The organism is Helicobacter sp. MIT 21-1697 (assembly GCF_026241255.1).
In the GTDB taxonomy this organism is placed as follows: Bacteria; Campylobacterota; Campylobacteria; order Campylobacterales; family Helicobacteraceae; genus Helicobacter_C.
In genome coordinates this window covers 23,036-35,570 of sequence record NZ_JAPHNC010000010.1, presented here as the reverse complement: position 1 = coordinate 35,570, position 12,535 = coordinate 23,036, and the positions used below count along the sequence as shown (strand labels likewise).

The window sequence follows — 12,535 nt, the reverse complement described above, 5'->3', positions numbered from 1 at the left end:
CCCATTGCTAAAAATAAAATTGTGATTATATTGAAATTTCCTAACAAGCCCATAGAATCACAGGAATTTCTGCAATGTATTTGCTTGTGCCATAAATAATTCTAAACCTTCCCAATCTTCACGCTCAAGGAGTTCTTTTGCTTCATTAAACTTCGCTTGAAAATGCGCCATTGCTTCTAGGACATTGTCTTTATTTTGTTTAAATACATCTTTCCACATCAATGGAGAACTCTTTGAGATTCTGCTCATTGAACGAAACCCACCGCCAACTAATGCAAGAATGGTTTGAGGGTCTTCTTGAGCGAGTGTAGCATTTGCTAAAGCATAGCTAAGAATATGAGGCATATGCGAAATAAGTGCTATATGCTTATCGTGCGAATGAGCGTCCATTTTGAGAATCTTCATACCAATGCTAATAAAAATATCTTTTGCTATTTCAGCTTGATATGCCCCACTTTGCTCTAAATCAGTAAGGATTACAATGTTGTTTTTATACAACTCCCCAAAAGCAGCCTTTGGTCCAAAAAACTCTGTCCCACACATAGGGTGCGCGCCCACAAAGTGATGCCTTAGCCACGAGGGAATATGGGAGAGAATCTGCACTTTTGCCCCACCAACATCAATGATTGTAGTATTCTCATTTATATCTTTAGGCTTAATACTTGAGACAAGCTCCACTATCCCATCAACGGGCACACTTAAAAATATCACATCACATCGCCAAATCTCATTGAGTGCCACACATTCATCAACTAACCCTAAATTGAGTGCTTGTTGGGAATGTAGGGCATTTTTATCATATCCTAAGATTCTATTAATATGCTTATCTTGTATATGCTCCACTTCTTTAAGGGCTAACCCCATAGAACCGCCCATTAGCCCTAATCCAATAATGCCTATATTCATCATTTCCCCTTTTTCAATACTTCATTCCTTGTGCTCCACACTTTAGCTATGCTCGCAATAAATACACTTGCACTCTCACTTTTTAAGATAAGTGTATCATTTAAAGTTATAATTTTTGCAAATCTTTGCCTTTCTTTTTGACTAAAGCCTCCTTCAGCCCCAACCATTACTCGCACAAGATACTCCTCTTTGTTCCTTTGGAGGTGATTTTCACAAGGTGTAAAGTTACATATATCTGTGCCACCAAAATCAAAAGCATAAAAATCCGTATATGCCTCACAGATACTATCAAAGTCTTTATACAGCTCAAGTTTCATCAAATCACTTCTCCCACATTGTTGGCAAGATTGAATCAGAATCTTCTCCATACGCGGTAGAGAAAGCTTAAAATGCCCTTGTGAAAACGCCGCATAAAAAAAGCTAATACGCGATACACCCAGCTCATTGAGCATAGGAAGCGTTTTTTCAATAATCTTTGGTTCAATAATTGCCCATAATAAATGCAAATGACTTTTTATATCACTCGGTACTTTTTTGCTTGATTGTAAGCGCAGAGTGAGTGTCCTTTTGCCCACTTCACTTAATTCATACACATACAGATTCTCATCATTCAGATTGCGCAATGCGAGATTCTCTCCAAGTTGAGTGCGCCGCACTTTTATCAGATAATTTACATTTTCATCATTCACGCTTACAATGGGATTCCCAGCATCTTTATGATATAAAAACTGCATTTATGCCAGCCAAAAAAGCAGAATAAAAAAGAATAAATCCATTATATAGAGTATTTTGCAAAACTTCACATAGCCCTTCATCGCTTCAAGGTTTGTCCGCCGCGCAACTTTAAGAATCTTCACCCGATAAATCTCACCTATCAAAACAAAAATGCAAAAAGTCATCATCGCAATAATGTTAAGTGAAAGCTCAAGATTCCCAAATATCCAAATATTTATACCACTCAAAACACTTACAGAAAGTAAGAAAAAAATAATAGGAGCGATAAACCAAATCTTTTTATTCATAGCCACAAGGTTTTTAGAGCCAAAAAATAATACTAAAAGATTCAATACAAAAGGAAGTGCGAAAAAACCAGCAAAAATCTTATGATAAAGCACTAAATCCATAAAAGTATCGTGTAAGGCAAGAGAATCAAATTCCTGCATATTTCCTCCTTGTAATTAACTTTAATTAACTTTTGTAGTTTATTATCACTTAAAATCTTTAACCTCACTATTAAAAAAGGATTTTCCATCAAATCGCAGGCTGTTGTTTTACTCAATATGGGCTCACCAAATAGCCTTTTTGAGGTAGAAAGTTTTTTAAAAAATATGTTTAATGACCCTTTGATTTTGGGGATAAAAAATGCCTTTATGCGCAAAATGCTGGCAAGTTTCATTACACATAATCGCGTTGAAGAAGCTAAAAAAAATTATCAAGCCATTGGTGGTAAATCCCCTCTTATTACTCATACTTTGAATCTCACAAATAAACTCAATGAGCTTGATTGCAAACGATTTTATACCTATGCTATGCGCTATACACCACCCTTTGCGTATCAGGTATTAGAGGATATAAAAAGACAAGGTATAGAATCTGTGGTGCTTTTTAGCCTTTATCCACAATTTTCTTATTCTACTATTCACTCTTCACTCATTGATGCCAAAGCAGCACTACAAAAACTTTCCTTTATGCCCGCCCTTTATGAAATCTCCTCTTATCACGCTCACCCTGATTACATAGGTTGCATTATAGAGCGTATTAAAGCATCTTTAGGTACAGATAATCCTAATGAATTTGTGCTTTTACTTTCCGCTCATAGCCTTCCCCAATCACGCGTAGATGGGGGCGACCCTTATCAACAGCAATGTGAGCAAAATAAAGAAGCATTACAGAAAGCACTTGAGAGCGAGGGCATTACTTTTAAAAAAATTGCCCTTTGCTATCAATCCAAAGTGGGGCGTATGAAATGGATTGGACCAAGCACAAAAGATACTATTGCGAAGTATAAAAAACATAAAATGATTATTTTTCCTCTCTCTTTCACACTTGATAATTCCGAAACAGAATATGAATTAAAAATACTTTATGCCTCACTTGCAAAAGAGCTAAATGTCCCACAATATCGTGTTTGTAGCTGCTTTAATGATAGTGAAAGATTCGCAAAAAGCATTATTAATATCCTTGAAGAGCATCTTCACAGCCTCAAATAAGGAGTAAAACAAGATGAATAAAATATGGACAATAACCGCGATTATTTGCGCAATGATGATACATTGTGGCTGCAATGATGACAATGAGGTCAAAATCTCTCAAGGCACAGCCTTAAAACAAGAGCATATTGAGCAAGCCGAAAATCTTGATAAACAAAGTTATGCGGGTTTAGAAAATATATTTTTAGATACCAAAGCCATTCAAGGGCAAGAGGGCAAAATCACATTGCTTATTTTTGGCAAAAATAACTGCATTTATTGTGATAAAATCAAAGATGATATTAAAAACAACGATTCTCTTAAAGACACGCTTAAGGCGAATTTTCTGCCTTATTATATTAATATTAGTTATACAAAAAATCACACATTACAATTTCAAAATACGCATTCACACAATAGAGAATCTGCCTCTATCCCCACTTCAACTCTTGTGGAAACCTATGTCAAATCTCCTATGCGTCCCACACCCACGCTTGTATTTCTTACGCCCGCAGGAGAGCGCATTTATGAATTGCCCGGCTATCTCCCAAGTGAGCAGATTCTGATTCTTTTAAAATATATGCAAAGCCAAAAATGGCAGGGCAAAAGTTTGCAAGATATTTCGCTTGAAATCAATGAAAGTCTCTCGCATAATTTCTAAACTTTAATAAGGAGTAAAAATGGCGCAAATAATCAAAACGCTTTTTTGTTCAATGAAAATGGTTCTTTTATTGATAGGAATATATGCCACAGCGTGTGCAATTGCAACATTTATTGAAAAATTTGATGGCACACTTGCAGCTCGTTTATGGGTATATGATGCGTTTTGGTTTGAAATCTTGCATTTATGGCTTGCTTTGTGTCTCATTGGCTGCTTCATCACCTCAAAAGCGTGGCAAAGAAAAAAATATGCCTCATTGCTTTTGCATAGCTCCTTTATTGTCATCATCATCGGAGCTGGGATTACCCGCTATTATGGATTTGAGGGCTTGATGAATTTGCGTGAGGGACAAAGCGTGAATTTTATTTCTACAAATACACATTATATTTTTATTCAAATCAAAAGCCCACAAGGTGATACGCAATATGTGCGGATTCCCACTTATATTGATAAAAACATTAATCATACTATTCTTCAACATTTAACATTTTTTGACAAACCTTTCACACTTAAGACAGGGGAGCTTTTAGAATCTCAAATGTCCAATGTCCTTGTGCTTGATGTAAATATTGATTTTTTGGGCAAAAACACTCAAACAAAAGTCGTGCGTGAAGGCAATGAAGCACCCACAAAAGAAAGTATTACTATGCTTGATATTGAAGGTTATAAGGTATTTCTCGCGTGGGGTGTGGATAATATTGCTCTTCCCTTTAGTATTAAACTTAAAAAGTTTGAGCTTGAACGTTATCCGGGCTCAAACTCTCCCGCTTCGTATGCTTCAGAAGTGGAACTCATTGATGAACCAAATCCACCTATGCCTTTTAGAATCTTTATGAACAATGTGCTTGATTATGGTGGGTATCGCTTTTTCCAATCCTCTTACCACCCTGATGAAAAAGGCTCAATTCTCTCTGTCAATAATGACCCGGGCAAAATACCCACATATATAGGCTATGCGATGCTTATACTTGGTGTGATTTGGCTACTTTTTGATAAAAATGGACGATTTGCCACACTTGGGAGATTCTTAAAAACACAAAAATTTCTCTCTTTACTGCTTTGTGCTGGGCTTAGCCTTGCTTTACTCTCGCCTCAATCTACTTATGCGACATCTATGCAAGAGGATTTCGCACTTTCACCTGAAGATAAATCTTTGCCTTTGCCTCAACATATTCCCTCTATGATAAAAGCACTCCAAAATTCTACAAGCCTCACAAATGATTTTGATAGAATCCTCGTCCAAGACTTTGGCGGTCGTATAAAGCCTATGCACACTCTTGCAAATGAATATATCCATAAACTCACCCAAAAAAGAACTTTTCAAGGATTAACCCCCTCGCAAGTTTTCTTGGGTATGCTTTTTTATCCACAAGAATGGCAAAGCATTAAAATGATAGCAACTAAAAGCCCAAAATTGCGCGAGATTCTGGGATTGGATAAAGATGAAAAATATATTGCCTATATTGATGTTTTCACTCCTCAAAGGCAGTATGTGCTTCAAAACTATGTTGAGGCTGCCAACCTTAAAAATCCATCATCACGTGATGCTTTTGAAAAAGATGTCATAAGCGTAGATGAACGCATCAATTATGCCTTTCTCATCTACACTGGGCAAGTGCTTAGAATATTCCCTGATAAAAAAGCAAATAATAATCAATGGCTCTACCCGCTTGAAGCCATTAGCAGTGCGGTAGCCCAAAGCGATATGCAAAAAGCAAGGGAACTTATGAGTATTTATAAAACATTCGCTCAAGGTATGCAGCAAGGGGTAGATACAAATAATTGGCAACAAGCCATACAAGCAGCACAAGATATTCGCTCATTCCAGCAAAAAAATGGTGCTTCGTTACTTATTTCTCCAGCAAAGGTAGATTCTGAAATTTGGCTCAATGTTTATAATCCATTCTATCAGCTTACTTATCCCTACATTCTCATAAGTATTGTGCTTTTTATCATTGTGCTTGTGGGGATTCTCAAAAATATCCCTACACGTCCATTTATCCACAAAGTATTTTATATTCTTCTACTTGGGCTTTTTATCCTACATACTTGTGCCTTAGGACTACGATGGTATGTAAGCGAACACGCTCCTTGGAGCAATGCGTACGAATCTATGCTTTATATTGCGTGGGCGGCGATTCTCTCTGGCGTGGTGTTTTTTAGACGCTCTAATCTTGCTTTATGTGCTTCAAGCTTTTTGGCTGGTATCACGCTCTTTGTAGCTCATCTTGGCGATATGGACCCACAAATAGGTAATCTTGTTCCTGTGCTTAAATCATATTGGCTTAATATTCACGTCTCTGTTATCACTGCAAGCTATGGATTCTTGGGCTTATGTTTTATGCTTGGGCTTATCACGCTTATTATGTTTGTGCTCCGAAGCGAAAAAAGAGTGCAAGTAGAACATTCAATCCTTGCCCTATCAGCACTCAATGAGATGAGTATGATTTTAGGCTTATTCTTACTCAGTGTTGGGAACTTCCTTGGAGGCATTTGGGCAAATGAATCTTGGGGTAGATATTGGGGCTGGGATTCTAAAGAAACTTGGGCACTTATTAGTATTGGCGTGTATGCCATTATTTTACACTTGCGTTTTATTGTGGGCAAAAATTTTCCTTTTATCTTTGCAAGTGCTTCTGTAATAGGCTTCTTTTCAGTGCTAATGACTTATTTTGGAGTAAATTATTATCTCACAGGTATGCACAGCTATGCTGCCGGAGAAGCAGCTCCTATGCCTTTGTGGGTAAAAATTATGATAGCAGGCATTATACTTTTGATTTTTATTGCAAGCAGAAAAAGAGTGCTTGATATGCCTCGTTTATAATATTTTTTTATAATCTCAACCAAAATATATTACCAAACCTCAAGGGGAAACCTAATGAAAAAAATTATCTTATGGATATTAGGCATTATTCTTGCATTAATAGTGATTATTTTATGTGTGCTTTTCACACCACCGGGCAATGCCCTGCTTAAACCCATTATGCAAGGACAAATTGATAAATACGCACCCATTAAGCTTAATTTAGATACTTTCTCACTTGGATTCTCAAGTGTAGATGTGCAAATTAATCATAATGATGCTATTCACATAACACTTAATGGTGATTTTTCACTTTTTTCTCAAACACTTGATCTTGCATTTAAGGTTGATGCAAAAGACATTTCTGTGTTTGGAGAAATGGCAGATACACCCCTGCAAGGCTCATTTGTTATTAATACTACTGCAAAAGGTTCATTGAATAACCTTGAAATCAACACTACAAGTGATATTGCAAAATCCTTTACAGATATTCGTGTGCTTTTGCAAGATTACGCACCTACTTCAATCCTTGCCCACATTAAAGATGCACAAATTAAAGAATTTCTTGCTATGGCAGGAATGAAGCCCTATGCAAATGGCTCACTTAATCTTGAGGCTGATATTAAAGGTGATGCAGATATGAATTTCAATGGGAATGCTCTGCTTAGCATTGCTCAAGGATTAGTTGATAGTGCGCTTATTAAAAAAGATTTTGAAGTTGAAGTGCCAAAAACGACTTTTCTCATTACGTTCAATGCCCTCTTTGATATGGGCAAACTCAATCACGATTTTAATTTCAATGCAAATATTGGCAATATCCACTCAAAAGGGCAAACATCAATGAAAGATTTAAGCACAGATAGCACTTATGATGTGCAACTCGGTGATTTATCCGCTTTTACACCATTGGCAGGTATGCCTATACGCGGCAGCTTTAATACTAAAGGCACAATTAAAGGTGATATGAATCTCCTCAACATTGATGGAAATTCCGATATTGCAAGTTCAAATACTCTTTATAAAGCCACCCTCAAAGATTTATCGCCAGAATCTGCACAAGCCCAGATCAAAAATCTTCGTCTTGACACGCTTTTATGGATGATTCATATGCCACGTTATGCTACAATGAATCTCAATGTTGATTCTCTTGTCAATGATTTAGACAAAGGTATTTCTACCAAAACAACGCTTACACTTTCTGGCACAACAAATAATGCGGTAATGAAACAAGAAATGGATATGAATATGCCAAACACAAACTTCACGCTTAAATCTAATGTAGATATTGACAAAGGCGTGGGAGAGGCAAACTCCACCTTAGATTCTGATATTGCCCAAGTCAAACTTGCAAAAACACAGATTAATCTCAATGAATTTGATTTCCAAGTGCCTTATGAGGCTATTATACCCAATCTCAAAAAACTTAAATTTCTCACAGGCATAGAGCTCGTTGGAGACTTTAAAGCAAAAGGTATAGCCAAACTCAAAGATACGCTTTATGCAGACTTTAGTACACAATCACTTGGTGGCAGCATTGATGCAAAACTTGATAATAATAAACTCACAGCCTCACTCAAGGATATTAATACACTCAAGCTTCTTACTATGGCTCAAATTAAGCCTGTGTTTAGCTCTAGTATGAACGGAAATCTCAACTATGATACACTTATACAAAAAGGCACACTTAAAGCAGTCATAAGCAATGGAAAGCTTATGCCAAACCAAATTACTGAACTTACAGAAAAATACCTCAAAACAGACATTACTAAAGAGGCATATGAAGATGCGGGATTGGAAGCTAAGATTGATAAAGATATTATCACTGCAGATATTGCACTAAAAAGCAATAATACAGCTATTTCTGCAAAAGGAGCGAGTATCAATACAGATAAGGGCACTATTAATGCAGATTTTAAATTTCAAATTAAGGATAAATATATTTACCTTAAGGCACGTAATAGTCTTGAATCGCCCACAATTAGCATTGATGCAAATGAGTTGATTAAAGCTGAAGCAGGCAAAGCGATTACCAAAGGTGCGCAAAAGGCTATTGATAAATATATTAAAGATGATAAAGTCAAAGAAGGTGCGCAAAAACTCCTTAATAATCTTTTTAAATAATTAATGCTAAATGAAAAAGCACGAATGTATTATCAAAAAGGCTGTGATTTAGGAAGCGAAAACGAGGGCTATAAAGAATCGTGCTATAATCTAGGACTCCTCTTTGATAATGGTTTGGGCGGAGACAAAGATGAGGCTATGGCTCTTTTATTGTGGGAAAATTCTTGCGAAAAAGGTTTAGGTATAGCTTGTCATAACATTGCTGCTTCCTATAAACAAGGGATTTATTACAATAAAGACATACAAAAAGCGAGAGAATATTATCAAAGGGCTTGTGAATTGGGGTATAGCCAATCCTGCTTTGTTTTAATGAATCCATATTTTGGCGAAGATGGTTGATACTCTCTTATATCAATTCACAAACCTTTTTTTGCCTTTTTAGAAACTTGGGCTATAAGAATATACATAAAGATGCCAAGTATAACTAACACAAAAGGCATAACATACGAATGTGCGTCAATTTTTTCAAGCAAAGCAATAACCCCACTGCTTGCATAATATCCACATAAACCCACGATTATCGCCCATAACACGCAAGAAAAAGCATTGATTATAAAAAAATGCTTTAAATTAAAGCCACTAAACCCAATGGCAAGAGGCACAAGAGTTTTAATGCCATAGAGATATTTACTAAAGATAATAAGCCATAAGCCATAACGTTTAAGCCAAATTTGTGAGAGTGCAATTTTGCGCCTATGTTTATGGAGTGTGGCAAGAAGCTCTTTTTTTTGATAACGTGCAAGAAAGCTAAGCAAAAAACTACCTGATATATTGCCCATACAAGCGCTAAGAATTGCTAGGCATAAATCCATTTTCCCAAGCGCACTCATTACGCCCGCAGTGATAAGCCCCAAATATCCTCCACCAAATGAATATATAAACAATAAAATATAACCCCATTGTTCAAGCGAATGTATTGTATCTTGCATATTTATTCCTTGATTAAATTAAAATGTAAAGTTTAACATAATTATGATAATAAATATCAAATAATTATGTGAGTGTCTATTTCATTTCACGCTGTGCAAAGCTTTATCATAAAGATGGTAGATTTTATCACAAGATTGGGCTATATCTTGGTCGTGAGTAGCAAGAATAAGCGCGGCTTTATGGGTGCGGACATACTCAAACATAATATTCATAACCTGAATAGCAGTTTGTCTATCAAGATTACCTGTTGGCTCATCGGCAAAAATAATCTTTGGCTTTTTGGTCAGCACACGAGCAATAGAAAGTCGCTGCTGCTGCCCACCACTAAGCTGTCCTATGGGCTGATGGATAACTTTTGCAATACCAAAAGATTCTAAAAGCCCCTTATCAATAGGCTGTTTTGAAAGAATTGAAGCCACTTTAAGATTTTCTATACCACTAAAGCCACGAAAAAGATAATGCGCTTGAAACACAATACCCAATTGCAACCGCCGCAAAGCAAGCTGCTCTTTAGCACTTAGAGCATAAATATCATCAATACCAAGCAATGAAACCTGTCCCTTTTTGGGAGGAAGCAGTGTGGAGAGATTATTTAAAATCGTAGATTTACCACTACCACTTACCCCCAATATAGCAATACTTTCGCCCTCATTAACCGATAGGCTAAGATTCTCATAAAGTAGGGTTTCAAAATGATGTGCGAGATTATGCGCATAGAGCAAGGGATTCATAACTATCCTTTTTTATAACACTGCGGATATTTTAGCATAAATTTAATACTGCTTTTTGTGTTTAGGGTGTGAGTAAGTATTATTTTGTTTAACATTTCCTTTTTTATTTTGATAGAATTATGTCTGTTAAAGATTCTGCTTTCAGAATCTTTACTATTTATGACTGACAAAAGGAGTAATATGAAAAAGTTTGTATTTATGTGCGCAATAAGCGTATTGTGTAGCACATCACTTATGGCAGAGCCTTATATAGTTGATGCGGGGCATTCATCAGTAGGTTTTAGCGTAAAACACTTATCCATCAGTAATGTTAAGGGGAGTCTTGATAAATTCAGTGGCACACTTGATATTGAGGGTAAAAATATCAAAGCTTTGGAGGGTGAAGCACAAATAGTTTCAATCAACACAAATGACAAAGCGCGTGATAAACACCTCAATGCGCCTGATTTCTTTGATTCTAAAAAGTTTCCTAAAGCTACTTTATCGCTCATTAAACATAATGGCAAAAAGCTGGAAGCAAACCTTACAATCAGAGATATTACAAAAAAAGTAGTTTTTGATGTTGTGCTTAATGGTCCTGTGAAAAATCCTAGAAGCGGCAAGGATACAGTTGCTCTTAGCCTTGATGGCAAGATTAATAGAAAAGATTTTGGTATCGGCGTTGATACAGCAAATGCAATGGTAGGCGACAATGTTGATATAAAAATTGAAATTGAGGCTCAAACAAAATAACCCTCACTTAGATTCTCTTATTCACTTCAGGTAGGAGAATCTATGCTATCCTCACTCTATAAATTTTAATGCACTAAGATGTTTTACAAAACAAAAGAATCTTGTTTGTTTCCTTACCCTCTTGCGAAACCAAAGCATAAGAGTAATTCTGCGTTATTGTTATAATATTATCTATGGGACTACTTAAGTCGCAAATGACTTTAAAGCTTTGAGGGTTTGTTTTAAGCACATTGCTTACCTCTATAGCAGGTTGAGGGCAAGAAAGCCCCCTTATGTCTATTGTTATCATTCTTTATTCCTTTAGTTTTTCACCTTAGAAAAAATCCCTAAAATAATGATAAACACTAAACCTAACACAACAGCCACAGGTGCATTTGCTCCAATACCAGCAGGAGAAGAGGCGAGGGAAAAGTTATGAGCAAGTGCCGCCCCAACTATTGCGCCCATAATAAATACAGCAGCATCACCATCTCCTTCTCCACTTAAAACCAGCTGCCTACCGGGACAGCCTCCAGCTAAAGTCATTGCGCTTCCTGCTAAGAGCATACCTAGGAAATTCCACACAACATCATTATGAGCAATAGGCTGCCCTGTGAATCCTAAATGAAAATATCCAAGAAAAACATTCATTATGAAAGCAAATAAGACTAAAGCTATAATACCCTGCAAAAGAGAGGTATCCTTCAAAAAAACTACATTGCTTATGCCTGAAATTGAACAAAACTTGCTCTTTTGGAACAATACTCCAACGATAAGCCCAGCACATAAAGAGATGATAATCGGAGCGTGAGCAAATCCAACACCAGAAGTTGAAAACAAAAGCAAAGGTTTTTCTACCTGAATACTATATATCAAAAGAGCTAAGCAAACAAACATAAAAGTGGGGAAAATAAAAGCATTTATTTTGCTTGAAGAAGTGGCTCTACCTAGGCTAAAGCCTCGCTTTAAAAAGAAAATCCCAACAAAAACCCCCACAATTAACCCTGCAATTCCTGCTAATGCACTCAAATCTCCAGCAGAGATTCTAAGCAATGCTCTCCAAGGACAGCCTAAAAAAACTAAAGCACCAATCATTGTAAAAATGCCTAAGAAAAATCTCGTTATGGGAGAACTCCCAGCACGAGGGTTAAAAGTCTTAAATAATAATGCACTAATGAGAGAACCAAACACTACCGCAATAATTTCCGGGCGCATATATTGCGCAACCTCTACGCTATGCAAACCCAAAGAACCTGAAATATCGCGAGTAAAACACGCAGCACACATACCCATATTTGCAGGATTCCCAAAATAAACAAGCAATGGAGCAATAATACCAAATACACTCCCTGCCAAAATAGGTAAAAATGCAACTTTTTTCATCAAAAACCCTTATGCCAATGTAATACAGCTGAACCTCAGCCCTTAGGATTATATTGTGTAGTAAAGAAGAATCTCCCTCTTTTCTTAAACTTTCAAAGAG

General features: G+C 36.5%; 13 protein-coding genes. 6 read left to right on the top strand and 7 right to left on the bottom strand.

Annotated elements, in window-relative coordinates:
* Nucleotides 1–57 precede the first annotated feature (57 nt).
* From OQH61_RS08445 to OQH61_RS08435, 3 genes are read right to left on the bottom strand one after another with little or no spacing between them, the layout of a single operon-like run.
* Entirely contained in the window at nucleotides 58–906 is an 849-nt protein-coding gene (locus OQH61_RS08445) for a prephenate dehydrogenase (protein ID WP_266026991.1), read from the bottom strand.
* Nucleotides 906–1,640 (bottom strand): 16S rRNA (uracil(1498)-N(3))-methyltransferase, encoded by a 735-nt coding sequence (locus tag OQH61_RS08440; protein ID WP_266026990.1) that lies wholly within the window; start codon nucleotides 1,638–1,640, stop codon nucleotides 906–908. Before OQH61_RS08440 ends, OQH61_RS08445 begins: the two co-directional genes overlap by 1 nt.
* Complete coding sequence (locus OQH61_RS08435) at nucleotides 1,641–2,069, bottom strand: hypothetical protein (RefSeq protein ID WP_266026989.1); 429 nt, start codon at nucleotides 2,067–2,069, stop codon at nucleotides 1,641–1,643.
* An 87-nt stretch (nucleotides 2,070–2,156) separates the two neighbouring features.
* On the opposite strand from OQH61_RS08435, the gene hemH reads away from it, so the two are divergent.
* The 5 genes from hemH to OQH61_RS08410 are packed head-to-tail and all read left to right on the top strand — an operon-like array spanning nucleotide 2,157 to nucleotide 9,019.
* Complete coding sequence (gene hemH / locus OQH61_RS08430; RefSeq protein WP_266027014.1) at nucleotides 2,157–3,116, top strand: ferrochelatase; 960 nt, start codon at nucleotides 2,157–2,159, stop codon at nucleotides 3,114–3,116.
* Nucleotides 3,117–3,129: 13 nt separating this feature from the next.
* Nucleotides 3,130–3,756, top strand: coding sequence for a SoxW family protein (locus OQH61_RS08425; RefSeq protein WP_266026988.1), 627 nt, complete (start codon nucleotides 3,130–3,132; stop codon nucleotides 3,754–3,756).
* Nucleotides 3,757–3,775: 19 nt separating this feature from the next.
* Nucleotides 3,776–6,580 carry a cytochrome c biogenesis protein CcsA gene (gene ccsA / locus OQH61_RS08420; protein WP_266026987.1) on the top strand — a complete coding sequence of 935 codons (2,805 nt, stop codon included), beginning with the start codon at nucleotides 3,776–3,778 and terminating at the stop codon, nucleotides 6,578–6,580.
* Between the two features lie 54 nt (nucleotides 6,581–6,634).
* Nucleotides 6,635–8,680, top strand: a complete 2,046-nt coding sequence (locus OQH61_RS08415; RefSeq protein WP_266026986.1) for a hypothetical protein — start codon at nucleotides 6,635–6,637, stop codon at nucleotides 8,678–8,680.
* A gap of 24 nt (nucleotides 8,681–8,704) precedes the next feature.
* Nucleotides 8,705–9,019, top strand: coding sequence for a tetratricopeptide repeat protein (locus OQH61_RS08410; protein WP_266026985.1), 315 nt, complete (start codon nucleotides 8,705–8,707; stop codon nucleotides 9,017–9,019).
* Between the two features lie 17 nt (nucleotides 9,020–9,036).
* Here the strand turns inward: OQH61_RS08410 and OQH61_RS08405 are convergent, their stop codons facing one another.
* Complete coding sequence (locus OQH61_RS08405; RefSeq protein WP_266026984.1) at nucleotides 9,037–9,609, bottom strand: DedA family protein; 573 nt, start codon at nucleotides 9,607–9,609, stop codon at nucleotides 9,037–9,039.
* 81 nt (nucleotides 9,610–9,690) lie between these two features.
* Entirely contained in the window at nucleotides 9,691–10,341 is a 651-nt protein-coding gene (locus OQH61_RS08400) for an ABC transporter ATP-binding protein (protein ID WP_266026983.1), read from the bottom strand.
* A 180-nt stretch (nucleotides 10,342–10,521) separates the two neighbouring features.
* Between OQH61_RS08400 and OQH61_RS08395 the strand changes: the two genes are divergently transcribed.
* The gene (locus tag OQH61_RS08395; RefSeq protein WP_266026982.1) at nucleotides 10,522–11,073 is read left to right on the top strand and encodes a YceI family protein; all 552 of its coding nucleotides are present in this window, start codon (nucleotides 10,522–10,524) and stop codon (nucleotides 11,071–11,073) included.
* Nucleotides 11,074–11,146: 73 nt separating this feature from the next.
* Here OQH61_RS08395 and OQH61_RS08390 read toward each other — a convergent pair whose 3' ends face one another.
* Entirely contained in the window at nucleotides 11,147–11,362 is a 216-nt protein-coding gene (locus OQH61_RS08390) for a sulfurtransferase TusA family protein (protein ID WP_266026981.1), read from the bottom strand.
* Between the two features lie 11 nt (nucleotides 11,363–11,373).
* Entirely contained in the window at nucleotides 11,374–12,435 is a 1,062-nt protein-coding gene (gene yedE / locus OQH61_RS08385) for a YedE family putative selenium transporter (RefSeq protein WP_266026980.1), read from the bottom strand.
* Nucleotides 12,436–12,535: the final 100 nt, after the last annotated feature.

Excerpts from the sequence above, each read along its gene's own strand:
- OQH61_RS08445 (WP_266026991.1), bottom strand. The coding sequence starts at position 906 with ATGAATATAGGCATTATTGGATTAGGGCTAATGGGCGGTTCTATGGGG.
- OQH61_RS08440 (WP_266026990.1), bottom strand. The coding sequence starts at position 1,640 with ATGCAGTTTTTATATCATAAAGATGCTGGGAATCCCATTGTAAGCGTG.
- OQH61_RS08435 (WP_266026989.1), bottom strand. The coding sequence starts at position 2,069 with ATGCAGGAATTTGATTCTCTTGCCTTACACGATACTTTTATGGATTTA.
- OQH61_RS08425 (WP_266026988.1), top strand. The coding sequence starts at position 3,130 with ATGAATAAAATATGGACAATAACCGCGATTATTTGCGCAATGATGATA.
- ccsA (WP_266026987.1), top strand. The coding sequence starts at position 3,776 with ATGGCGCAAATAATCAAAACGCTTTTTTGTTCAATGAAAATGGTTCTT.
- OQH61_RS08415 (WP_266026986.1), top strand. The coding sequence starts at position 6,635 with ATGAAAAAAATTATCTTATGGATATTAGGCATTATTCTTGCATTAATA.
- OQH61_RS08410 (WP_266026985.1), top strand. The coding sequence starts at position 8,705 with ATGTATTATCAAAAAGGCTGTGATTTAGGAAGCGAAAACGAGGGCTAT.
- OQH61_RS08405 (WP_266026984.1), bottom strand. The coding sequence starts at position 9,609 with ATGCAAGATACAATACATTCGCTTGAACAATGGGGTTATATTTTATTG.
- OQH61_RS08400 (WP_266026983.1), bottom strand. The coding sequence starts at position 10,341 with ATGAATCCCTTGCTCTATGCGCATAATCTCGCACATCATTTTGAAACC.
- OQH61_RS08395 (WP_266026982.1), top strand. The coding sequence starts at position 10,522 with ATGAAAAAGTTTGTATTTATGTGCGCAATAAGCGTATTGTGTAGCACA.
- OQH61_RS08390 (WP_266026981.1), bottom strand. The coding sequence starts at position 11,362 with ATGATAACAATAGACATAAGGGGGCTTTCTTGCCCTCAACCTGCTATA.
- yedE (WP_266026980.1), bottom strand. The coding sequence starts at position 12,435 with ATGAAAAAAGTTGCATTTTTACCTATTTTGGCAGGGAGTGTATTTGGT.